Annotated in this window: 20 protein-coding genes; 11 read left to right on the top strand and 9 right to left on the bottom strand. The window is 66.1% G+C overall.

The window, feature by feature from the left end; all coding sequences use genetic code 11:
- The first annotated feature begins 582 nt into the window (after positions 1-582).
- On the top strand, positions 583-1,407 hold the full coding sequence (locus tag ABZ470_RS38220) for an NAD-dependent protein deacetylase (protein WP_362917706.1): 825 nt from the start codon (positions 583-585) through the stop codon (positions 1,405-1,407).
- 59 nt (positions 1,408-1,466) lie between these two features.
- On the top strand, positions 1,467-2,876 hold the full coding sequence (locus ABZ470_RS38215) for a hypothetical protein (protein WP_362917704.1): 1,410 nt from the start codon (positions 1,467-1,469) through the stop codon (positions 2,874-2,876).
- Positions 2,877-3,819: 943 nt separating this feature from the next.
- Here the strand turns inward: ABZ470_RS38215 and dcm are convergent.
- On the bottom strand, positions 3,820-5,091 hold the full coding sequence (gene dcm / locus ABZ470_RS38210; protein ID WP_362917702.1) for a DNA (cytosine-5-)-methyltransferase: 1,272 nt from the start codon (positions 5,089-5,091) through the stop codon (positions 3,820-3,822).
- Between the two features lie 22 nt (positions 5,092-5,113).
- Here dcm and ABZ470_RS38205 point away from each other — a divergent pair, with 22 nt between their 5' ends.
- On the top strand, positions 5,114-5,695 hold the full coding sequence (locus tag ABZ470_RS38205; RefSeq protein ID WP_362917700.1) for a very short patch repair endonuclease: 582 nt from the start codon (positions 5,114-5,116) through the stop codon (positions 5,693-5,695).
- Positions 5,696-5,925: 230 nt separating this feature from the next.
- Here the strand turns inward: ABZ470_RS38205 and ABZ470_RS38200 are convergent, their stop codons facing one another.
- Positions 5,926-6,756: a hypothetical protein gene (locus ABZ470_RS38200; protein ID WP_362917698.1), complete on the bottom strand. Its 831-nt coding sequence runs from the start codon at positions 6,754-6,756 to the stop codon at positions 5,926-5,928.
- 339 nt (positions 6,757-7,095) lie between these two features.
- Between ABZ470_RS38200 and ABZ470_RS38195 the strand changes: the two genes are divergently transcribed.
- Positions 7,096-7,560, top strand: coding sequence for an HYD1 signature containing ADP-ribosyltransferase family protein (locus ABZ470_RS38195; RefSeq protein WP_362917696.1), 465 nt, complete (start codon positions 7,096-7,098; stop codon positions 7,558-7,560).
- Positions 7,505-7,795, top strand: coding sequence for a hypothetical protein (locus ABZ470_RS38190; protein WP_362917694.1), 291 nt, complete (start codon positions 7,505-7,507; stop codon positions 7,793-7,795). The genes ABZ470_RS38195 and ABZ470_RS38190 overlap by 56 nt, the downstream gene beginning before the upstream one ends.
- 67 nt (positions 7,796-7,862) lie before the next feature.
- Here the strand turns inward: ABZ470_RS38190 and ABZ470_RS38185 are convergent, their stop codons facing one another.
- The 3 genes from ABZ470_RS38185 to ABZ470_RS38175 are packed head-to-tail and all read right to left on the bottom strand — an operon-like array spanning position 7,863 to position 11,933.
- On the bottom strand, positions 7,863-8,708 hold the full coding sequence (locus ABZ470_RS38185) for a DUF3883 domain-containing protein (protein WP_362917692.1): 846 nt from the start codon (positions 8,706-8,708) through the stop codon (positions 7,863-7,865).
- Positions 8,692-10,524: a DEAD/DEAH box helicase gene (locus ABZ470_RS38180; protein WP_362917690.1), complete on the bottom strand. Its 1,833-nt coding sequence runs from the start codon at positions 10,522-10,524 to the stop codon at positions 8,692-8,694. Before ABZ470_RS38180 ends, ABZ470_RS38185 begins: the two co-directional genes overlap by 17 nt.
- Positions 10,524-11,933, bottom strand: a complete 1,410-nt coding sequence (locus ABZ470_RS38175; RefSeq protein WP_362917688.1) for a ParB/RepB/Spo0J family partition protein — start codon at positions 11,931-11,933, stop codon at positions 10,524-10,526. The genes ABZ470_RS38180 and ABZ470_RS38175 overlap by 1 nt, the downstream gene beginning before the upstream one ends.
- A 123-nt stretch (positions 11,934-12,056) precedes the next feature.
- Here ABZ470_RS38175 and ABZ470_RS38170 point away from each other — a divergent pair, with 123 nt between their 5' ends.
- The 4 genes from ABZ470_RS38170 to ABZ470_RS38155 all read left to right on the top strand — a co-directional run bounded on the left by ABZ470_RS38170 (position 12,057) and on the right by ABZ470_RS38155 (position 16,032).
- Positions 12,057-12,752 carry a hypothetical protein gene (locus ABZ470_RS38170; protein ID WP_362917686.1) on the top strand — a complete coding sequence of 232 codons (696 nt, stop codon included), beginning with the start codon at positions 12,057-12,059 and terminating at the stop codon, positions 12,750-12,752.
- Positions 12,753-13,711: 959 nt separating this feature from the next.
- Positions 13,712-14,026 carry a metalloregulator ArsR/SmtB family transcription factor gene (locus ABZ470_RS38165; RefSeq protein ID WP_352014217.1) on the top strand — a complete coding sequence of 105 codons (315 nt, stop codon included), beginning with the start codon at positions 13,712-13,714 and terminating at the stop codon, positions 14,024-14,026.
- Positions 14,023-14,559: an SRPBCC family protein gene (locus ABZ470_RS38160; protein WP_362917684.1), complete on the top strand. Its 537-nt coding sequence runs from the start codon at positions 14,023-14,025 to the stop codon at positions 14,557-14,559. Before ABZ470_RS38165 ends, ABZ470_RS38160 begins: the two co-directional genes overlap by 4 nt.
- A gap of 291 nt (positions 14,560-14,850) precedes the next feature.
- Complete coding sequence (locus ABZ470_RS38155; RefSeq protein WP_352014219.1) at positions 14,851-16,032, top strand: cytochrome P450; 1,182 nt, start codon at positions 14,851-14,853, stop codon at positions 16,030-16,032.
- Here the strand turns inward: ABZ470_RS38155 and ABZ470_RS38150 are convergent.
- Positions 16,022-16,873 carry an alpha/beta hydrolase gene (locus ABZ470_RS38150; protein WP_362917682.1) on the bottom strand — a complete coding sequence of 284 codons (852 nt, stop codon included), beginning with the start codon at positions 16,871-16,873 and terminating at the stop codon, positions 16,022-16,024. The genes ABZ470_RS38155 and ABZ470_RS38150 overlap by 11 nt on opposite strands.
- A 53-nt stretch (positions 16,874-16,926) precedes the next feature.
- Between ABZ470_RS38150 and ABZ470_RS38145 the strand changes: the two genes are divergently transcribed.
- Positions 16,927-17,361 carry a MarR family transcriptional regulator gene (locus tag ABZ470_RS38145; RefSeq protein ID WP_362917680.1) on the top strand — a complete coding sequence of 145 codons (435 nt, stop codon included), beginning with the start codon at positions 16,927-16,929 and terminating at the stop codon, positions 17,359-17,361.
- 7 nt (positions 17,362-17,368) lie between these two features.
- Here the strand turns inward: ABZ470_RS38145 and ABZ470_RS38140 are convergent, their stop codons facing one another.
- Positions 17,369-17,725 carry a VOC family protein gene (locus ABZ470_RS38140; protein ID WP_362779376.1) on the bottom strand — a complete coding sequence of 119 codons (357 nt, stop codon included), beginning with the start codon at positions 17,723-17,725 and terminating at the stop codon, positions 17,369-17,371.
- A gap of 110 nt (positions 17,726-17,835) precedes the next feature.
- Here ABZ470_RS38140 and ABZ470_RS38135 point away from each other — a divergent pair, with 110 nt between their 5' ends.
- On the top strand, positions 17,836-18,684 hold the full coding sequence (locus ABZ470_RS38135; RefSeq protein ID WP_362917678.1) for an AraC family transcriptional regulator: 849 nt from the start codon (positions 17,836-17,838) through the stop codon (positions 18,682-18,684).
- Here ABZ470_RS38135 and ABZ470_RS38130 read toward each other — a convergent pair.
- Positions 18,674-19,876: a cytochrome P450 gene (locus tag ABZ470_RS38130; RefSeq protein WP_362779369.1), complete on the bottom strand. Its 1,203-nt coding sequence runs from the start codon at positions 19,874-19,876 to the stop codon at positions 18,674-18,676. The two genes, ABZ470_RS38135 and ABZ470_RS38130, sit on opposite strands and share 11 nt — an antisense overlap.
- A gap of 35 nt (positions 19,877-19,911) precedes the next feature.
- Positions 19,912-21,105 carry an acyltransferase gene (locus ABZ470_RS38125; RefSeq protein WP_362917676.1) on the bottom strand — a complete coding sequence of 398 codons (1,194 nt, stop codon included), beginning with the start codon at positions 21,103-21,105 and terminating at the stop codon, positions 19,912-19,914.
- Positions 21,106-21,269 lie beyond the last annotated feature (164 nt).

The raw sequence follows: 21,269 nt of genomic DNA, 5'->3' as shown, positions 1-21,269 counted from the left end.
CGGGGGGGGGGGGGGGGGGGCGCCCCCCCCCCCCCCCCCCCCCCCCCCCCCCACGGCCCCCCCCCCCCCCCCCCCCCCCCCCAACCCCCCCCCCCCCCCCCCACCCCCCCCCCCCCCCCCGGGGGGGGGGGGGCCCCCCCCCCCCCGCCCCGGTGCTTCGTCAGGGCAGTTCGTAGCGCGTCAGAGCCTTGGCGAACGGCTCTCCGCTCGTGCGGGCGTACGCCATCCGTGCACGTGCTTCGCTGAGCGTACGCGGACGGTAGCCCGGGCCACCGCAACAGCTCTTGTGGAAGCGGACGCCCGAGTGCAGCAACAACGAGAGCACCCGCCAGGCCTCCCTGTCCCGCCGTCGTGGGGCCGCGAAGGCGGAACCGACATGGATCAGCGCCGTGGCACAGCGCGGGCAGGGCCGGTCCCGGTGACCAGGGCCGGGGTAGGGCTGCTTGTACGAGGCACGGCAAGGCAGACAGACAAAGGATGTCTTCGCGTGGGCCATACGCCCAGGGTAGGCCGTCGCGAGCCAAGATCGATCGTCTCTGACGCCGGGCCTGTACGGCGTGCCCGGTGAGGCACCATGGAAGAGTGAACGAGGGCAGGAACAGGCTGGCAGAGTTGCTGGGCGAGGGGGGCGTCGTCGTCCTGAGCGGGGCGGGGATGTCCACGGAGTCAGGCATCCCCGACTATCGAGGTCCGCAGGGCTCACTGAGCCGGCACACCCCCATGACCTACCAGACCTTCATGGGCAGTGAGGCGGCCAGGCGGCGTTACTGGGCCCGCAGCCACGTCGGCTGGCGGACGATGACCCAGGCCGCGCCGAACGACGGCCATCACGCGGTCGCGCGCCTGCAGCGGCAGGGCCTGGTGACCGGCATCATGACGCAGAACGTCGACGGCCTGCACCAGGCGGGCGGCGCCCGGGAGGTCGTCGAACTGCACGGCAGCCTGCACCAGGTGATTTGCCTCGACTGTGGCGACTCGACCCCGCGCGAGGAGCTGAACCATCGCCTCCGGCAGGCGAACCCCTCCTTCGGTTTCCAGACCACCACGATCAACCCGGACGGCGACGTCGACCTGGACGACGCCGAGGTCAGCGGGTTCCGGGTGGTCGGGTGCCTGGCGTGCGACGGGGGAACGCTCAAGCCCGACGTCGTCTTCTTCGGGGAGAGCGTCCCCGCAGACCGGGTGCGCACGTGCTACGCCCTCGTGGCGAAGGCACGCCTGCTGCTGGTCCTCGGGTCGTCGCTGACGGTGTTGTCGGGCCGCCGGTTCGTCCTGCACGCCGCCAGGCTCGGCATCCCCGTGGTGATCGTCAACCAGGGCGAGACCCGAGGCGACCCTTACGCCACCTTCACCCTCAACGCCCCCTTGGGCACGATCCTCCCGGAACTCGTCCAGTCCTTGACCTGAAACAACGGATTTATCAGCATAAATGGGCTTGTCGGAGAAGCTTGTTAACCTTCCGTCCCGTGTCCAAACGATCAACGGCCCTCTGGGCGGCGGCAGTCCTGACCGCGACGGTTCCCTCCGCCTGGTTCTGGATCGTGGAGGCACTGTCCTACCGGTCAGGGGGTGGCTATTCCAGCCTTGTCGTAGCCCGTCCGTGCGCGGGCTATGAGCTCGGCACCGAGGCGCAGGCCCTGCTGTACCCCGTCCGGAATCTCCCCCTCATGGAGTACGGCGCCGCTCCGCTGATCGCGCTCTCCTGGGGAGGCCTCCTGCTGGCCCGGCGGTTCGGTCGTCCCCACCTCGGGCGCCTCCTGCCCTACCTGACCGTCGCACTGCTGGTTGTCCGCAACCTGCCCTCCCCGCTGCTGCTCATGCTCGACGTGTCGAGAGATCCGGCATGCGCCGAGATCTGGGGCCCATCGGAGATAACGGGCTGGAACACCGCGATACAGCTCTACGCCCTGACCCCCGCCGTTCTGATCCTGCTCGCCCTGCGCACCCCGAGAGCCTCGCGCGCCTTGGGCGCCCGGCGTGGCCGCCTCGCCCGTGCGGGAGTCGCCCTCGTGCTCGCCGCGCCGATCGTCCTGTGCGTGACGACCGACACCGCGAACGGCCCCCAGGTATCCGGCTGCGCCGGATCCGACGAAGGTCCCGACCGGGACTTTCTGTGCGCGATCCGGGAAGGCGAATACAGGGAGGACGTGCTCGAACCGGCGGGTATGCCGGACCGTGAACTTCTCGCGTACGGTGACCGGCTGTGTGAGCCGACCGTACGGAACAGCTCCCCCGCCGCGGAGAAGGCGATGAGCCGGATGACGGACCGTCCGTCGCCAACGGGGACATTGGCGAAGCGGTGTCCCGGCGCGGCCCAGGCGACCGAGGAAGAGGACCGGCGCAGAAAGGCCGAGAACGACGCCTACACCGCCGCAGCGGACCGGCGCTGCGCCGCTCACCCCCGCCACCGTCCGAAGATCAGGCCGGTACGGCGGGCCAGAGCCGTCATGGGGACCGAGTTCTGGTACATCCACGCGTGGGACGAGGGCGGACGCGCCAGCGAGATGGTCGCCGACCTGGTCAGCGGCGGCCTCGGCACGTTGAAGGTATGGGTCGCCGACGAGGCCGGGAGCGCGTGCGTGACGGGCGAGGCCTACCTCCGCCGTCCTCCGGTGGAGACCCGGGGCTGGGAACAGGTCGTCGAGGTGAGCTACCGAACCGCCAAGGGCACCCTGTCCCTCGTCGACAGCGACGGCAAACGCATGCCCAACCTCGCGGTCGCGGGCCCGGGGGATTACCGGGTCCGAGTCCACATCCGCGGCCGCGAAGCGGTAGAGGAAAACACCGAAACCCCAGCCGCCACCGTCCAAATATTGATTATGGCCTTCCCAGGCAGCCAGAAGAAGCCGACGGTCTACCGCGACTATCCCCGATAGCCAGAAAGCCAGAAGGCTAAACCGACCTAGGCCTGCCGACATCGGGCAGACCGGCCAGGATCTGCTGATCACACAGTTACCGCCGAGCAAGCGTAGCGGCCAGAATTCAACCGGCTCTGGGTCTTCTGCAGGGAGACCCCGCAGTGCCGATAGGGATGGCGTTGTTCGAGAATGACGATGCTCGTATGGAACTACTGCGCCGTCGCAAGCCAACCGACGATCCATCTTGACTGCCGACCTACACAGTCACGAGCGAAGGAATTTACCTGAAGTTAAACCCCGAACGGCTCAAGGAATGGAGGAACGTAATCTAATCTAAAACTGCAGGACAGGCTGAGCTTAATGGTGGAGCGATTCGGGAAAGTTGCTTCTTGCCGAACGTGACATCAGCCCAAGGCTGGTGCTGCTCCACACCTTCGTTCACCTGCTCATCAACCAACTGGTTACGAACGCGGCTACAACTCCGCCTCGCTGTGCGAGCGTCTTTATGTCTCCTCTGGGAGGAAGGTATGCGCGGCCTGCTCATCTATACCGCCGCCGGCGACTCCGAGGGCATACTGGGACCTGGTCCGCATGGGACAGTCCAATCGCTTCAACAACGTAATATGTAACGCGATAAACAACGCGCACTGGTGTTCTTCTGGCCCCGTGTGCATGGAAATCCTGGGGCAGGGTCCCGGCTCATACAACCTTGCCGCTTGCCACAGCTATGCTCTGTTACCGGATACTGCATGCGAGGAGTTCAATCGTTTTCTGGACCGCGGGCTCGTAACCGGAAATGCCAGCACACCCCATCTTGGTCTTTTCTCCGGACTGTGATTGAAGCTCGGCTCAGCAATGTAAACGAATGTAAAATTCACCCTGGTCGATCAACTGCTTCCACATCGGAAGAAGCCTGCCCCCGAGCCGGCCCAGCTCCGGAAATTCATCTTCAACAGGAGGTTCAGCTGATCCTGGAGCGGTTCAGATCGAACTGATCATGACGAACATGGTCCTCCTGGCCGAGGAATGCCTTGAACTGACCAAGCCTGTAGGATGTCCCCGATTTGCCGCTGCTTATGTCGATGTGAAAGTCGCGGCTGAGAAGGCTGATCCTGCGTTCCAGCTCATGCGCCTCCAGCTCCAGTTTGGCAGCGCGGAGAATCTGAGCCGCTGTCATAAAGACGCCAGCTTCCCGGAGCACACGGTAGATCGGGTCGTGGTCCCTGTCAGGGTCACGCTCACGACGCTCAGTCGTATGATTGAGTGCGGCAACTATGGAGACACCAAGCGCTTTGGCAACCGGAGGCGGGAAAGCGTTACCGATCTGCCGGTAAGTTGAGGTCTTCTTGCCGGTGAAGGTCCACTGGAACTCGTTCTCGTCCCAGCCCTGGATACGAGCGACCATCTCACACGTGAGCTTGGGCCCCTTGGGGAATTCATCATCCGGCCCAGGTGCGTGATTGGCAATGCCAAGGGCGTCGACCCCCATCTCAGCCCAGGCACGCTTGGCACGGGTAGGCCCCAGATCCGCACCACCATGCTTCTTGGAACCCCCGACGATGGTGGGGGCGATGCTGTTAGCTCTCTCCGCCCACTTCTCCGCCCCCTTCCAGCCATTGACAGACATGAGAGACAGCAGTGTTTCTCCCACAGTGGGGGGATCCCCAATCGGCTCAGGCCAGTGGAAGTGCGCGAAGTCATCAGGTGCCATGGCGACAAGCACAAAACGTGGACGCAACTGCGGAACCCCGTAGTGCGAGGCCTGCAGAAGGCGCCATTCAGCGGCATAGCCGAACTCTCGAAGCCTGTCCAGGACGTGCTGGCGGTAGCCCGCGAAACGGGGCATGCTCAGCCCCCGCACGTTCTCCAGCAGCAAGGCCCTGGGCCGGACGATGTTGGCCTGCTCGACTGCCCAGGCAAAGAGGTCACGCTCATCCGTAGCCCCTAGTTGCTTGCCCGCGATAGTGAACGGCGGGCAGGGCACTCCGCCGGCCAGGAGATCGACCGGAGGATGCCCTGGGCCCGGAGCATAGGTGGCAGGGTCCCAGACGCCAGGATCAGCGACGTCTCCCTGGACCACCTTCCAGGCGGGCCGGTTATGACGCAGTGTGTTGACCGCATTCTCGTCCAGCTCGACGGCGAGCTCGTGCTCGAAGCCCGCCTTTTCGAGACCGAGCGCCTGACCACCAGCACCAGCACAGATCTCAATGACGCGAAGTGGCTGCTCGGTCACGAGGACCCCTTTCATTCCCCGGATGCGACGCGGACGAGCTGGCAACTGTATCTTCACCGGGAAGACAGGCAACCATGCGCCCATCGGAACGGATGTGTCTGACCATAAGAGGGTCGAAGCCCGCAAGCAGGCCCACGAGCGAGGGCTTTACCCTGCCCCGCTCAACGAGGGGCGATCGCGCAACATGCAGGCCAATCGCAGGACGAACACCAAGCCGGAGGTAGTGCTTCGCAGCGCACTGCACCGGCTGGGCTACCGTTACCGGAAGGACTTCCGGCTCGACCTTGAGAGCGTGAAGGTCAAGCCAGACATCGTCTTCACTGCCCGCAAGGTCGCGGTCTTCGTGGATGGCTGTTTCTGGCACGTCTGCCCCGAACATGGACGGCAGCCGACCACCAACGAGTGGTACTGGACTCCCAAGCTGCGCCGGAACATGGAGCGCGACCGGACGGTCAACGCGGCCCTTGAGGCTGCCGGGTGGCGTGTCATCCGCCTCTGGGAGCACGAGTCGCTGTCCACCGCCGTGGAAGTGGTGGTGACGGCACTGCACTCCTACTCCGAACATGTGAGCGATATTAACGCAAGTGACCGGAGAGACGACTGAGAGCGCGTCAATGATCATGGCGAACTCACCACAGGGCCGAGACCGCTTCAGTGAAAGCCCACCCAAGTCGCAGAGCTGAGGAGCCGGAATCCTGGCCACCACACGGCGATCACCGCCGGACGGATGCCCTGGGCTCCTTGCGCTCGCCGCCTGGCGGTACGTTAGGGCAGGCCACCGAAAGGACTCGCCCCCGGAGGGGAGCACAAAAACAGGCCACTTCAGATCAGTGCCTAACCAAGACCTTCCGCGCGCGGCCCACCGCCCGAATACCCGAGACTTTCAGCGTCGCGATACCACTTCATCGCGCTCTCCGAGTCCTCCTCCAGCTCGGCCATCCCGCCAAGCAGGAGTGCCGCAGCCCCGTCACCTGATCCCGCCGCGTACTCCAGATATATGCGGACAACATCCACCCTGGAGGCTCGATGGTATTCAGCAGCATAGTGGCGTGCCCGGGAAAACAGTTCCGACTGTGACGATGCGGGCAAGTAGTCGAGATCCGTCAGCTGAGCCCGGCTCGACCAGTAACGCGCATCGTCGCCATTCCCAGCAAGCTGGTGGAGAAGCGCCAGCTTCGCCTCGGCCCCCTCTCCATCACCCTTACCTATCTGAGCGAGAAGACCCTTACCGTACGCTTCAAACAGCTCTACCGTGCGCTCATGTCTCGCGTTCATCACATGATAAGGATCATTCACCTCCCGGCTTTCCTCTATAGCCTTCCAAACCTGTTCCGCAAAGAATTTCGCCTCAGCGATCATCTTTCCAAGTCGGGCATCATCCCGGATCGATCCCGGGTGATCACTCAGGCAAAGCAAAACGAGCTTCAGCACGATCAGCTTCTCGAAGCAGGGCTTCTGGAGTCCCTTACCGCTACGCATACGGCTCAGCAAAGACGCATCGAATCCGTGCCCCTCGATACTGAGGTCAAGCTTCGAGAACTCCTTGGCCACACGCATCGAGCAAGAAGCGATCTTGCTGGCACGGCGGCCGGAGGAAGTGACTGCTTCATCAATGAGCCGCGCCCACCCGGGAGGAAAGTTTACCCCTGCGACGTTGTCGGACATAGCAGAAGGACTCCCTACGAACTAGATCAACATACCGGGACGATCATGCCATATGCGACGCCCGACAATCTGGACATTACCCCCATCTTCCGATGCATTTTCTTGCATATTGGACAGGACCGGCAGGTATGACTCAAGAATCTCTCGCCCCCCTACGGCGCACTGTCCGATCATCCGATCATTCCGTCGCCCCATTACCCGGGTCCGCCGGTGCCTCCTTGTGGCCGCCAGGCGCTACGCGACCGGCACTCCCTGTCATGCAATTTCGTTCAATATTTCGCAATTGAATTCAGGAGATCGCAGCCACATCGTCCTTAAATCGCTGGTTTGATCTCAACTATGACAGAAGGCCAGGAAACCCAGGGATCGAGACTCACGCTCCCCGGCCACGCATTGAAGCCTCCGGGCCGGTACGCCGCTGAAACGATGTGGCACTACACCAGTGCCACCAACCTGGCAGGGATCCTGAAAAGCCGCAGACTCAACCCTTCCCTGGCAAGACCTGACACGAACGATGCCAGGTACGGTGACGGACAGTATGTATCGGACATCCCACCCGGGAGCCGTTCAGCCTCTCAGCTGTCGCTCTGCTTCCTGCGTGTGCCCTACGCGGTCCGGCGCTTCACCCACTACGTTGAGGTGGACGTGACCGGGCTTGAGGTCGTCTACGGCAGGGAGCACGTCTTCGTGATCCCGAGCCGCGAACCTCTCGACCTCACAAGCCGGATTGTGAGCTGGGGGTCGAACGATGGTCTGGTATCTCAGGGTGCACTGGCATCACGACTTCCCCGAGGAACCGGTTGAGCTGTACAGCGAAGTTGGTGACGAGGGCTACGAAACACGCAAGGTCCAGATGTTCCGTGATGGTCGGCTGGAGCGAGCTGACATGGAAACGGAGACCACGATGACCGGGCTCTCAGAGGTTCCGATCGAGTCGCTGGAGGAGATCGCTTCCGAGGAGGAGTTCTCTCCATCGGTGATTGGCAGGGAGGAGTTCGAGCGTGTGTGGAGCCAGGCTGGGATCTCCAAGGAAACCTGATCAGAGCTGGTGACAGGGCGATGCGTAGAGCCTTCCGCAGAATCCTCGATCCGCCGCCTGCTCAAGGTCACCATCCGGCACTGCCGTCAACCATTGGCGATCTCCTCTCAGCGAGAAGCGGAGCGAGCCTCTCGATCCCGCTGGTAGCTTCGGCCGAAGGAATCTTGAGACGGCACGACTCCCAGCGTCCGCTGACCGTACGATCCTGAGGCACGTGCTGCCTGATCCACTCCCCGCGCACCGAGCAGACCGCCTCCGCTTTCAGATCGCCGGAAAGACGTACGACAACGAGCTGCCACGCGGAGTCGTGAACCATGGTCTCGTACTCGTGCCGGGACAGGAACACGGTCAGGCTGTGCCGACGAAGAGTGGTCTTCACCTCTATGTGTAGCTGGTACGCCCCGTTCTGCACCTTTATGTCGTACCCGTAGCCGTCCGAGTGCTGGGACACATGCTCCACGTGTGCTGCCACTGAGTCCTCCAGCAGTTTGACCAGAGCTGCCTCGCCTGCGGAGCCGATCCGTATCCGCCGCTCGGTGTCGACCTTGCCCCAGAACGCGTGAAGGTGCTGGAACGCCTGCGTGCTGTCGAGGCCGAGAATCTTGGCCGCCCGGAAAGCATCCTCTGGAAGCTCATCAGGGCTCCGAACAAGTTCGCCCGCGTCCGGGAACCAAGAAAGGTCAAGAAGTACAGCCTCGAAGACCTGCTGCGGGATCGGTGTCGACCGGCGTCCATCATTCAGCGCTCCCGCTTCTCTGAGCCACGAGTACGCGGCGTCGTACTGGGTTGGCGTGACGTCGCTGAAGTCTGGGTGTGTCGAGAAGAGCGCTCGGCACCGCTTGTATCCGCTGACGGGAAGTCTCTCCAGCCAGCGGATGGCTGCGCGAAGGACAGGTTCAGGCGGCAGCGGCACGGAGGTGGCCCATCAGCGCCTGGAGGTCGCGCTGGTCTAGTCCGCCGCCAACGGGAGGCTCCTCGTAGAGGTCGGCAAGTTCCCGTACGGCGGGATCGTCAAGGACGCTGCCCATGAACAGGAGCTTTTCCGCCAGACGCTGCTCAACGAGTTCGTCGATGGTGCCTTCGGACGCCAGAACGATGATCCGTGTCTGGGTGCCCGACGCGAGGCCCAGCCGGTGGATGCGGTCAAGGCTCTGCAGGAAGCGGCCTGCCGCGAAGTCACGATCGACGTACACGGCGTCATGACACTCGTGGTGGAGGCTGATGCCCTCACCGAGGGTCGCAGGGTTGGAGAGCAGGACCATGCAGTCAGGGTCTTTTCTGAACCGCGATATCTCCGCTTCCCGGTCCTCCGTGCCACCGTGCACGATGGCCGGCCTGAAATCGCCGAGGATACGGCCCAGGGTGTTCAGGCTCCGGATGAACGTCGACCAGACAAGCGTCTTGCGTCCCTTCGAGGCGTTGTCAGCGACAATCGCAAGCACTTCCTGGTATTTGGGGGACATCTCGTGACTGGGCAGGTCTCGCATCAGTGTCCACAGCGGCGAGCCCTCCGGGACCGCCAGCGGGGACACCTGGTAGGCGAGCGGCTCATAGCGGGTCGTGCCAACCGCAAGGAGAGCCGGGCTGGTCGCGGCCATGAGCATGTACACGGTGACTTTCCCGAGAGCGAGGAAATCGTTCTCGGAGCCGGCGGCTCTCGCCGAGAAGTGCCCTGACAGCGCCCCGTAGATTTCCTCGTGCAACGGCGGCATCGGCACAGGCCGCAGGCTTGTCGTGACCGGCGGAAGACCAAGCTCCCCCTTGGTCGTCCTGGTGAACAGGGGACGGAGCACTTGGCTCGCCTTGGTGAGGTCTCCTCCCCCGATGGCCTGGATGACCTTCTGACGCCCATGGCCGGGCCATACGAACCCAAAAAGGTTCTCCAGGTCCTTGGCCCCGTTGGGCGCCGGCGTACCAGTAAGGATGAGCCGGTGTCTGGCCCGAGGGCCGAGCGCCAGGCAGGCTGCGCCGTACGCTCCTTCGGCTCCCAGTTTCATCCGGTGTGCCTCGTCGAGCAGGAGCATGGAAGGCCGCGCCGACAGCCATTGCCCCAGGTCGTTGGTCACTCCGTCGAACCGAAGTCTCTCGTAGTTGACGATCAAGGCGTCGGCGGACGGGTCGTTCTCCTTTCCGTAGACCTCCATCCGCAGCGGATCAGCGAGACACCGCTCGTTCTCGAACAGCCAGGACTCGTAGCAGGACTTCGGCCCAACGATCAGGAGGCGTTCAACCCCCTTGCTGCGCAGCGCGTGGAAGACCGCGAGTCCGACACGGGTCTTGCCGGCTCCGGGCACCGAGAAGTTGGCCCCGTGCCTGAGCGACAGCAGCCGCGCGATGTCCCGGCGCTGGAAACTGGTCAGATCGCCCGTCCAGGACGCCCCCAGGAGCTCAGGCACGTCGTCCGGCTCCACCGCGGCCGGAATGCTGGCCCCGTCGATCCTCTGGCCCATGGCCTGGGCGTCCGCCGCGGAACCCGCCGCCAGGTCCGCGAGTTGCGGGTCCCAGACAACCGTGGCCGGCTCGGGCCAGGTCGCAAGGGCAGCGAGATTCACCAGAAGGTCGTCGACATCCACCTCGAGCACGCCCGACATGCGCTGAACACCTGTGGGGAACCTGAGAGCCAGCCGCCTGAGATCATCCTCGCGATCGTTTCTCCCGCGCAGGCGTGCCTTGGCGACACCGTCACCGAAGCCGATCTCAAGGCTGGCGTTTGACGTGGTCTGCCCCATCAGTTTTCCCGCGTCGCTGCGAGCAGCCACTCCACACCGTCACCGGGCGAGGTGAACGTCCGGCCGGCCTGTCTGGCCAGCCGGACGAGACTGTCACGTAGCTCCAGCAACGCGTCGTCGAAAGCGTCCTCATCGAGGGCGCGTTTCGCCTTGGCCTCGGCGAACTCGGCGGCGCACTGCTTCACGTAGTCGGCGGCATCGGTCAGCCGTTCCTGGACAGCTACCTTGCGCTTCTCAAGCTGGGCGTTCTGGCCAGCCAGCTTCACCGCCGCGTCGAACGTCCTGCGTGCCGTCTCAATCAGCCGGTCGGCTTCCTTAACCGCCTGCGGATTCAGCTTGTCCGCCGCCATTCTGGCCGCTTCGGCCTGCAGGAGCCTGTCGGTGAGAGCGCGGGTCACTTTGACGGCGGCCGTGGCGTCCGGGACGGTAACGCCGGAAAGTCCAGGAATCTGAACTGCGCTGGCCTCCTGCACAATCGGGCGAAGCTCCACCGGCAGGCGCTCGTCCAGGTAGCGGCTGTGGAAGTCTTCCTCGGCCAGGCGCAGGGAAGTCTTGGGGTAGTTGAGGACAACCATCGCCAGCCTCGACTCCTTGAGCTGCTCGGCGGCGTCGGGGTCGGTAGCGGCCTTCTTCGCGAAGTCCCGTTGCAGTTCCCTGAGCTTCTCCTGGTGCTCCTCGAAGTCGACGAGCCGGAGACTGACACCGCTGTCGGTGCGGCTGCGCTCAATCGCGTCATTGATCATCTGATAGACCCAACGGTCCTGCCGCAGAGTGGTCACCTTGATGTTGAAGTCGCGAGCCACATCCTCTTCACGCCGCCCGCTGCCGAGCTCCTCCTCGATCGCGATGAGGCGGTTGATGTAGGAGTAGTCACGCCGCTTGTCCCTGCGGAGCTGCAGCGCGAGCTCGACACTGTTGATGTCCCGGCGAGAGGTGTCAGCAGGAAGCACTCCGACGCGGATGTCCTTGACCCCAAGGTCCCGCAGGGCGGCGCAGCGGGTGTTCCCGTCGACGAGGATGCCGTCCGGGCTGATGATGCCCGGCTCCTTCTGCCCGAAGTCTTCGAGCTCGTCCATCAGCGTGATGTAGTCAGGATCCGTCTGATTCGGATTGGACGGCTTCTGCTTCAGAAGGTCGTGGAGATAAGCCTGGGCTGCATCGCTCCAAGGCTTCTCTTCCAGGCTCCGGTTACGTTCCGGGTCCAGAGTCCTCTGGGCCCGGATCCGGTGGGTGTCCGGATTGAAGTAGAGCATGTCAGCGGGCATCGAGATTACGTAGAGGTGTCTCTGCTCGCCCCGCCAGTCAACTGTGATCTTGGCGCCGTTCTCGGACATGGCCTGCTTGAGGCGTTCCTCGACCAGGGAGCGGATCTTCTCGCCCTCGGGAGGAACACCGAACTTCACAGCCATGACGTTGCCTCCAAGGCGGCCCGAGTTTTCAGGAATCCAGGCACCATGATATGGATCGCGAGCGAAACGCCTAACATGATCCAGAAGCCGCGTCCCGGTCCTGGAGAAGACGGAGCGAGCAACATGCCTCCCCACGCCTGGAACGACCCCCAGCACAAGGCCGGAACCATGATCAGGGCCGCGCTCTGGCTCACGCAGGTGGTCGGCGAAGGGCACACATTCACCAAAGGCCAGCTTCGTGAAGCGTTCCCAGGCGTCTCACAGATCGACCGACGCGTGCGCGACCTTCGCGACTACGGTTGGGTCATCCTCACCAACACCGAGGACGCGACACTCACGGCGGAGGACCAGCGCTTCGTCAAGGCGGGAGTGCCCGTCTGGGACCCGGTGGCCCGGCGTGCCGCCGCACCCGGCAAAGCCATCTCAGCCAAGGAGAAGCAGGCTGTCCTGCAACGCGACGACTACATGTGTACCGTCTGCGGGATCTCCGGTGGCGAGCCGTACCTCGACGATTCCAACCAGACCGCGGTGCTCTCGGTTACCCGCACGGAGATCGTTCTCCCTGACGGCAGCGAGGAGCTGATGCTCGTCACCGAGTGTAAGCGCTGCCGTGCTGGTCATCTCGGTGGCCCCGTCCGCACGGATGAGGTCCTCGCCGACATCAGGACCCTTGGCCCGCAGGAACTACGCCGCCTCTGTCGCTGGATCGAGCGGGGCCGCCGCGGGTCGACTCCCTTGGAACGTGCCTGGACGGCATATCGTCGCCTGCCTGCGGAAGCCCAGAAGGCGGTCCTTGACGCACTCAGCGAACAGGGCTGATCCGGCCTAGTTAACACCTGCTTCTGGATTCTCGGTTTGAGCCTCCTCCGTAGTTCGGACACCGCCGACATGGCTTCAGGAAGCGAAACGAAGCGCCCCAGAGCCCCCGGACATCTGAGACAAATCCCGACAGAAGGCTAGAAAAGGTAAGTATGTATCGCCGCGCAACAGGCAGTTCTCGCTGAACGCTACTCGCGCCTACGAGCCGCGTGACTCAGCCCGCAAAGCGACAGCCCTGATCGCTGGCTAGCCTCGATCTTGCCCAGCGCTCGTCCGGCGCGCTGCTGCCGACCCGTCTTCATGGGAAAGTTTCCTCAACGGTCGTAGATCGATCGAAGGTACTCAAGCCCTGCTTGGAGAACATGACGGATATCGGAGGACATTCGTAAGGCAGGCCCCCCGGGAACGATGAGCAGCCGGGAGTCCTGGTCCGGGGCACCAGGTGAGGTCTTGGACCTGCTTCGGCGGCGTTACAAGATCCCCATTTCCGTGGACCAGAAGCTGGGAACCCGAATCCCACCTTCTGTCCCGCCCGCAGCGCGATGCTTCTCACCAGCGAGCTGGCCGCCGACGTCGCCGAACACCCCGCTGGCCCGGCATCCAGTCATCGGGAGTTCTTCACCAACCAGGGCGTATTGATCGCCGTCCAGAACTCGGGTTCCCTGAGGATTCCCTGTCAGGGGAACTCAACGCCGGACGCCGCAGGCGGGCGTGGGCTCGCACTCGTCAACGTCCTCGCCACCCAATGGGGGTTCCATCGCGACTCCGCCGGAATGATGATCTGGTTTGAGCTTGGCCCAGCTGACCGAAAGCACCAGGTTCAGGAGTTTGGGGATAACTCAATAGGGCCCAGATGTCCCATGCGGAAATCAGCACTTCACCGTTTGGATGGCCATCGTTCGTCTCATGCCTTGCCGTAGGGCTTGTCAGGTATATTCCCGGCGAGGCATATTTGGGGGGTGCCTGTGGATGTGTTCGCTGTGCTTGCTGAGCCGACGAGGAGACGGATCCTCGATCGGCTGCTCAGGGCGGAGAGCAGTGTCGGGCAGCTTGTTGACGTGCTCGCGGTCAGTCAGCCAACCATGTCCAAGCATCTGAAGGTGTTGAGGGAGGCCGGTTTCATTTCCTGTCGTACGGCTGCGCAGCAGCGCATCTACCGGATCGAGCCCAGGCGGTTCGAGGCGCTCGATGAGTGGCTCGCGCCGTACCGCCGGCTGTGGGAGCGGCATCTCGACGCCCTTGAACGCCATCTCGACAACCAGGAGGAGCAGTGACGAACTCCGAGGTCGGCTATCAGACCGACGGGGGACGGTGGACTCTCGTCTTCGTCCGGGACCTGCGGCACTCGCCAGAGAGCGTGTGGGCAGCGCTCACGGACCCCGCCCAACTGGGTGAATGGTCCCCCTACACCGCCGACAGGGACCTCGGGACGGTCGGTGAGACGACGCTGACGATGCTCGACGACGGGCCGGGGATCTCCGCGGGGATGTCCGAGTTCGTGAGCCGCGCGGAACCGCCGACTCTGCTCGAATACACCTGGGGCGGTGACCGGCTGCGCTGGGAGTTGGCCGCGCTCGGCTCCGGGACACGATTAACGCTGCGGCACACGCTCAAGGAGCGCAGGTGGATGCCGGAGGTCGCGGCCGGGTGGCACCTGTGCTTCAACGTCGCCGAACACCTTCTCGACGGATACCCGGTGGGTCCAATCCGTGGGAAGAAGGCGCGTGACCACGGCTGGGAAGGGCTGCGCGAGATCTACGCCAGAGAGCTGGAGATCGTCGAAGATCACTGCCTCAAGGCCGTGTGACCGGCTGAGCCGGGCGGATCCGGGCGCTCCATGCCGCGCCCAAATCCGCGCCCGCACCGTAGGCGCACCGGCCGCCATCCAGGCCCATGTCGTACGGCCGCGCTCACGGCCGCCGCTATACCGTCTGCTCCCCGGGTGTCAGGAAGAGAGAACAGAAAAGCCGCCCCTTTCAAGTCCATTTATCGGAAAATGCTCTGTTTTTTTCGCCCCTTCTCCAGGCATTACCGGCTGCATATGATTCGAGCCGGTTGACTGAGGGACACTGCCTCCCGCCTGTGAGGAAGGGGCACCATGGACCGGCCCACCGCACGTACGTTTCCCATCCACCGACCGGACCCGTACGGCGTCCCCGCGGAACTCGCCGAGCTCCGCGGGGAACCGCCCTGCCGCCTTCACTTCGCCGACGGCGAGGAGCACTGGGTGCTGAGCCGTCACGCCGACGTCCGGGCCGTGCTGGCCGACCCCCGGATCAGCGCCGACGACAGGCTCGCCGGCTTCCCCCAGCTGCTGCCCGGCGCCAAGCCGGGTGAGTTGTCGTTCACCCGGATGGACGACCCCGAGCACGGACGGCTGCGGCGGATGCTCACCTCCGAGTTCAGCGTCCCGCGCGTCGAGACGATGCGGCCGACGATCGAGGGCGTGGTCGACGGCCTGCTCGACGACCTGGAGAAGGGCGGCGGCCCGGCCGACCTGGTCCGGCGCTTCGCCCTGCCGGTGCCGACGCTGGTGATCTGCGGGCTCCTCGGCGTGCCGTACGAGGACCACGCCTTCTTCCAGACCCGTAGCGCGGCCATCCTGTCCTCCAACCCGCCCGAGGTCGCGGGGCCCGCCTTCGCCGAGATCGCCGTCTATCTCGACCGGCTCCTGACCGACAGGGAGCGTGAGCCGAAGGACGACCTGCTCAGCAGGATCGCGGCGCGGGTGAACGCCGGCGAGCTCACCCATGACGAGGCGCTCGGCATGGCGCGGGTGCTCCTGATCGCCGGGCACGAGACCACGGCGAACGCGCTGGCGCTGAGCGTCCTGACCCTGCTCGACCATCCCGGGCAGCTCGCCGAGCTGCGCGCGGACCCGGCTCTCGTCCGTCCCGCGGTGGCTGAGCTGCTGAGGTTCCTGACGATCACGCAGGGGCCCATGGCGCGGATGGCGACGGCGCCGCTGGAGGTGGGCGGGGTGACCGTACAGGCCGGTGAGGGGGTGGTGCTCTCCCTGCTGTCGGCCAACAGGGACGAGCGCGCCTTCCCCGAGCCCGACCGGCTGGACCTGCGGCGTGACCCGAGGTTCCATGTCGCGTTCGGGTTCGGCCCGCACCAGTGTCTCGGCCAGAACCTGGCCAGGGTCGAGCTTGAGGTCGCGATCTCCAGGCTGTTCGCCCGCTTCCCCGGCCTCGCTCTGGCCCGTCCGGTCGAGGAGCTCGGTCTGCGTGTCGACTCGGTGATCTACGGCGTGCGCGAGCTGCCCGTCACCTGGTGAAGTCGTGAATGAGCTTCCAGACCTGGGCGGGTGCCTCCTCCTGGGCGAAGTGGCCGACGCCGGGGATCAGCGCGGTGACCGGCCGCAGGACGCCCGCCTCCCTGAAGCCCTGGGCGTAGGCGGTGATGTCGCCGCCCTCGCCGTCGCCCCGCAGGTAGAGGAGGGGTGTGCCGACCGGTTCCGCCTCGGCGAGGGCCGCGTTGTCCAGCGCGTCCTGGGGGAAGGCGCGGTAGAGGTCGAACCCCGCGGTGAGCGCCGTGTCACGCGCGTAGGCGGCGGCGTGGGCGCGGCGTGACTCCGGGGTGATCCTCGCCGGGTCGACGGAAAGCACGTCGTAGAAGTAGTCGAAGTAGGCGGCCTGGCGTCCCCTGACCAGGGTCTCCGGCAGGGCGGGCACGGCGTGGAAGCCGAAGTGCCAGATGTACGGGTTCGCCAGGACGTCCTTCCAGGGGGCCACACCGGGGATCACCGTGTTCATGATCACCACACGGGCGGCGCCGTACCGTCGCAGGTAGGCGTAGGCGATCATGCCTCCGGCGTCGTGACCGACCAGTGTGAGGTCGGTGAGGCCGAGGCTCAGGACGAGTTCGTGCACCATCCCCGCCAGGCGGAGTTTGGACCCGCCGGGGGCAGGCCCCGTGGAGTCGCCGATCCCCGGCAGGTCGACGGCCAGGAGCCTGGCGTCCGTCCCCGCCGCCTCCATCACGCCCCGCCAGGTTCGCCATGACTCCGGCCAGCCGTGCAGGAACAGCACCGGCCTGCCCAGGGGGTCGCCCGTCTCGACGACGTGCAGCGGGGATCCGGCGATCGGCACGTGGGTGTGCCGCTCCTCGATAGACATGTTTCATGTCTACCAAATGACATGAAACATGTCTATCGGCTAGGCTGGACCGCGTGAGTGACTTCGAGCGGGGCACGGGTTTCCTGCTGGCGCGGCTGGGGTCGCTGGCGGCGCGGTCGTGGGCCGCCTTCCTGACGGGCCACGACCTCACCCAGGCCCAGTACGTCGTCCTCGCGACGCTCGGCGCGCAGGGGCCCATCGGCCAGCGGCGCCTGGCCGAGCTGGTCGCCGTGGACGCCCGCAACATCGTGCCGGTCCTCGACTCCCTGGCCGCCAGGGGGCTCGTCGAGCGCAGGACGCACGAGACCGACCGGCGCCGCCGTACGGTCGCCCTCACCGAGGGCGGGAACGCCCTGCTCGGCGCCCTCGCCGTCACGGCGGCGGCCGAGCAGGACCGCTTCCTGCACGCGCTGGACCGGCGCGAGCGCGAGCGGCTCAACCACCTGCTCCGCGCGCTCTACGCCTCGCACGTCCCCGCCCCGGGCTGAGGGAGCCTCAGCCCGCGCTGATGCAGAAGGGGTGCCCCTCGGGGTCGGCCAGGACCGTCCAGCCGTCCCCACCCGGCTGGAAACCGGGCCTCGTCGCGCCGAGCGCGAGCAGTTCCTTCGTCGCGGCCTCCACGTCGGCGACCCTGAAGTCCAGGTGGGCGTGCTTGGCCGCGTCGGGCCACCCCGGGCCCCGGTAGTCCTCGATCCGCTGGAAGGCGAGCTGGATCGGGCCGTCCCCGAGGTAGGCGGTCTCGTCGTCGCTGTAGGTGATCCTCCAGCTGGTGGCCTTGCCGTAGAACTCGGCGAGCGCCCGGGGGTCGGCGCAGTCGATGATGATGGCGGTCGGTCCCGCGAGAGCGGTCATCGTGGCTCCTGTGGTCGTCGTTTACGTAACCAGCTTCCCGCCTACGCCGGTTATGGTCTTGAAGATTCTTGCGGGCCGTTTCTGTCGCACCCGCCGGGTAACGTCCCCCCGTGCTGTCCGCCGTGCCCCTCGCCGTCCGCCCCCACTTCGCCGTGTCCACGGTGACCTGCCGCGCCCACCACACCCGGTGGTCGGAGCCCGATCCCGGCGGGGCACACCGGCTGGTCCTGGTACGGCGCGGCAGGTTCAGGCGGTGGGCCGACGGCGTCGAGGCCGACCTGGACCCGACGATGGCCTACCTCGCGGCGCCGGGTGAGGAGGAGCGGTTCGCCCATCCGGCCGGCGGTGACCTGTGCACCTCCGTGGCCGTCTCCCCGCGTCTGTGGGACGGGCCGTGGACCGGCACGACGGTCTACGTGGACGCCCGGGTCGACCTGGCCCACCGGCGGCTGCTCGCCGCGGCGCGCGGCGGCGACGTCGACTACGCGCTCACCGAGGAGTTGCTCGGGCTGGTCGCCGCGGCCACCGGCCACCGTCAGGGCCGTCCGGCCAACCCCGCCGACCGGGCACTCGTCGCGGCGGCCCGCGAGGCGATCGTCGCGGACCACCCCGACGCGGCCGGGTTGTGCCCGCTGGCGGCTCTCCTGGGCGTCTCGCCGTACCGGCTGAGTCGTGTCTTCTCCCGGGAGATGGGCGTCTCACTGACGCGATACCGCAACCGGGTCCGTGTCGGCCGGGTGATCCGGCGCATCGAAAACGGCGAAGGCGGCGAAAACCGCGAAAGCGACGAGGGCGGCGAGGGCACGGCGCATGGCCTCGCCGCCCTCGCCGCCGACCTCGGCTTCGCCGACCAGGCCCACCTGACCAGGACCGTCCGCGAGCACCTTGGTCACACCCCGACCGCGCTGCGCCGCCTGCTCGGACGGCGCGGCCGGGGTCAGACGGCGATCACCAGGTGACCGGGAGCTCGAAGACGCCGTAGTTGATGGCCTCGTCCTTGAAGCGCAGCGCCTCGACCGGTTCGGCGAGCCGCAGGCCGGGGATCCGCGCGAACAGCGTGTCGAAGGCGATCTGCAGCTCCAGGCGCGCCAGGTGCTGACCGAGACACTGGTGACCGCCGAAGCCGAACGCCACGTGGTGGTGGTTGCCGCGGCCGATGTCGAACTCGTCCGGCCTGGCGAACTGGTCCGGGTCCCGGTTGGCCCCGGTGATGAGGGCCAGGGCGCCCTCCCCCGCCCTGATGACGGCGCCGCCGAGTTCGACGTCCTCGGTCGCGACCCGGGAGGTGGCGATCTCGGCGATCGTGAAGTACCGCAGCAGTTCCTCGACGGCCGCCGGGGTCCTCGCCGGGTCGGCGCGGAGCGCGGCGAGCTGGTCGGGGTGTTCGAGCAGTAACAGGGTGCCGAGCGCGATGATGTTCGCGGGGGTCTCGTGCCCGGCCATCAGCAGCATGAAGGCCATCCCGACGAGGTCCTTGTGCCCGGGGACGCCCGGCTCCCCCGGCCTGGCCGCCAGCCTGCCGATCACGTCGTCGGTCGGGTCGCGTTCCTTGTCGCCGACCAGCGCGTCCAGATAGTCCGTCAACTCGACCATGGCCCGCCCGCCCTCCTCGGGCGAGGGCGCGTTCATCACGGTCGAGGAGATCTTGAGGAAGAAGTCACGGTCGGCGTACGGCACGCCGATCAGCTCGCAGATCACCATGAGCGGGACCGGGTCGGCGAAGGCCCGCACCAGGTCGACCGGGCGCGGCCCCTCCAGGATGCGTTCGACGTGCTCCTCGACGATCTCCTGGACACGTGGCCGCAGCCGGCGCAGCCGCTGGACGGTGAACTCCCCGGCCACGGCCCGCCGGGCGATCGTGTGCTCCGGCGCGTCCATGCCGATCAGCGAGGTCGAGAACTCCGGCGCGGGCACCTGGTGCTCGTACAGGACGGGGAAGCCGGGGTGGCGCATGTCCGAGCTGAACCTCGGGTCGGCCAGCATCGCCCTGACGTCCCGGTAGCGGGTGACCGCCCAGGCCAGGGCACCGGTCGGCAGCCTGACCTTGGAGATCGTCGGGCGCTCGCGCAGTTCGGCGTAGCCGGGGGGCGGTTCGAACGGGCAGGTGCGCCGCATCGGATAGGACAGCGTCGGATAGGTCGCGTCGGTCATCGGTTCTCTCCTGGAGGGGTGACGGTCGACGGTGTTCACGCTTGGAGCTGCGGCCCCGGGGCCTTCGGCCGCGACAGGCCAGACGCCCCCCGCGTACGGCTCCCGCCCCAGCGGCGCATCGCCGGGATCTCGACCACGGTCCGCAGGACCCAGGCCGCGAGCACGCACAGCAGGTAGGCGCCGACGAGGAAGGCGATCCCGGTCGGGGTGTTCCACTGGGTCCGGGTGTAGTGGTTGGCGTATCCGACCCACTCCCCGGCGAACGCGGCGTGCACCGAGAACAGCACCGGGATGTGCACGATGTAGAACGCGAAGGAGAGGTCGCCGAGCCTGACCATCAGCCTGCTGTTCATCACCCTGGAACGGCCCGCGAGGTCCGACGTCGCCACCGAGCCGATGAGCAGGGCCATCGGGATGGGGTAGAGCGCGGCGAAGACGAAGTTCTGCGGCAGGAAGTACAGCGCGACGTAGACGGCCAGCACGCAGAGCGCCGAGACCGCGACCGGGACGCGGACCCAGCGGCCCGTCTGGACGATCCTGCACAGGATCATGCCGAGCACGAACTCAAGCGAGCGGGTGACCGGGAAGAAGTACAGGAACCACTGCTGGGGCCACGAGCCGACCCCGAAGACCTTGCTCGGGCCGTACCCGGCCAGGAACGGTTCGCTCAGCAGCGGCATGGCCAGGGCCAGCAGCCCGACGCCCGCCAACCAGAACCACAGCCTGCCCGGCTTGATCCGGTTGACCAGCGCGTACAGCAGGGGGAAGGCCGCGTAGCAGAGCAGCTCGACGGAGAGTGTCCAGGTGGGGCCGTTGAGCTGGTAGTACATCAGGTCCGCGTCCGGCCACCAGTTCTGCACCAGGAACACGTTCGCGACCGCCGGGACGAGCCTGATCGTCTCCCCTGCCGCGACGAAGGTGAGCGCCGAGACGACGAGCACCACCAGGTGGTTGGGGAAGACGCGCAGCAGCCTCCGCCGCCAGAAGCGGCGCGCGCCCGGCCTGGCCGACCAGGTCAGCACGAACCCGCTGAGCACGAAGAAGAACGAGACCGCGAGGAAGCCGAGGACCCCGTTGTCGATGAGGGTGTTGTAACCGGCGGCGACGCCCTTGTCGGCGAACACCGAGGCCGCGGCGCCGTGGGCGACGAAGACGAACAGCATGCCGACGGCGCGCAGGCCGGTCAGCGACGAGAGGTTTCCTGGAGTTACTTCCTGCGTGGCGGTCATCGGCGGTCACTCTCCCGAAAGTCGACGGGCCGGGGCGGGCCCCGGTCTCCCGGCGGAGATTTCCTCCCGCTCAAAGGTCGGAACCGACCGCGGTTCCTTGACAGTGCCACAACTTCTCCGGCCCGATTTCTTTGAAAATGCTGTGAAGCCCGAAAAGAACGACG

The sequence above is a fragment of the Streptosporangium sp. NPDC020072 genome (genome assembly GCF_040631445.1).
GTDB lineage: Bacteria > Actinomycetota > Actinomycetes > Streptosporangiales > Streptosporangiaceae > Streptosporangium.
Note: the sequence above shows the minus strand (reverse complement) of the source record. Positions and strands in the feature narration are given on the sequence as shown.

Excerpts from the sequence above, each read along its gene's own strand:
- ABZ470_RS38205 (WP_362917700.1), top strand. The coding sequence starts at position 5,114 with ATGCGACGCGGACGAGCTGGCAACTGTATCTTCACCGGGAAGACAGGC.
- ABZ470_RS38200 (WP_362917698.1), bottom strand. The coding sequence starts at position 6,756 with ATGTCCGACAACGTCGCAGGGGTAAACTTTCCTCCCGGGTGGGCGCGG.
- ABZ470_RS38195 (WP_362917696.1), top strand. The coding sequence starts at position 7,096 with ATGACAGAAGGCCAGGAAACCCAGGGATCGAGACTCACGCTCCCCGGC.
- ABZ470_RS38190 (WP_362917694.1), top strand. The coding sequence starts at position 7,505 with ATGGTCTGGTATCTCAGGGTGCACTGGCATCACGACTTCCCCGAGGAA.
- ABZ470_RS38180 (WP_362917690.1), bottom strand. The coding sequence starts at position 10,524 with ATGGGGCAGACCACGTCAAACGCCAGCCTTGAGATCGGCTTCGGTGAC.
- ABZ470_RS38175 (WP_362917688.1), bottom strand. The coding sequence starts at position 11,933 with ATGGCTGTGAAGTTCGGTGTTCCTCCCGAGGGCGAGAAGATCCGCTCC.
- ABZ470_RS38170 (WP_362917686.1), top strand. The coding sequence starts at position 12,057 with ATGCCTCCCCACGCCTGGAACGACCCCCAGCACAAGGCCGGAACCATG.
- ABZ470_RS38155 (WP_352014219.1), top strand. The coding sequence starts at position 14,851 with ATGGACCGGCCCACCGCACGTACGTTTCCCATCCACCGACCGGACCCG.
- ABZ470_RS38150 (WP_362917682.1), bottom strand. The coding sequence starts at position 16,873 with ATGTCTATCGAGGAGCGGCACACCCACGTGCCGATCGCCGGATCCCCG.
- ABZ470_RS38140 (WP_362779376.1), bottom strand. The coding sequence starts at position 17,725 with ATGACCGCTCTCGCGGGACCGACCGCCATCATCATCGACTGCGCCGAC.
- ABZ470_RS38130 (WP_362779369.1), bottom strand. The coding sequence starts at position 19,876 with ATGACCGACGCGACCTATCCGACGCTGTCCTATCCGATGCGGCGCACC.
- ABZ470_RS38125 (WP_362917676.1), bottom strand. The coding sequence starts at position 21,105 with ATGACCGCCACGCAGGAAGTAACTCCAGGAAACCTCTCGTCGCTGACC.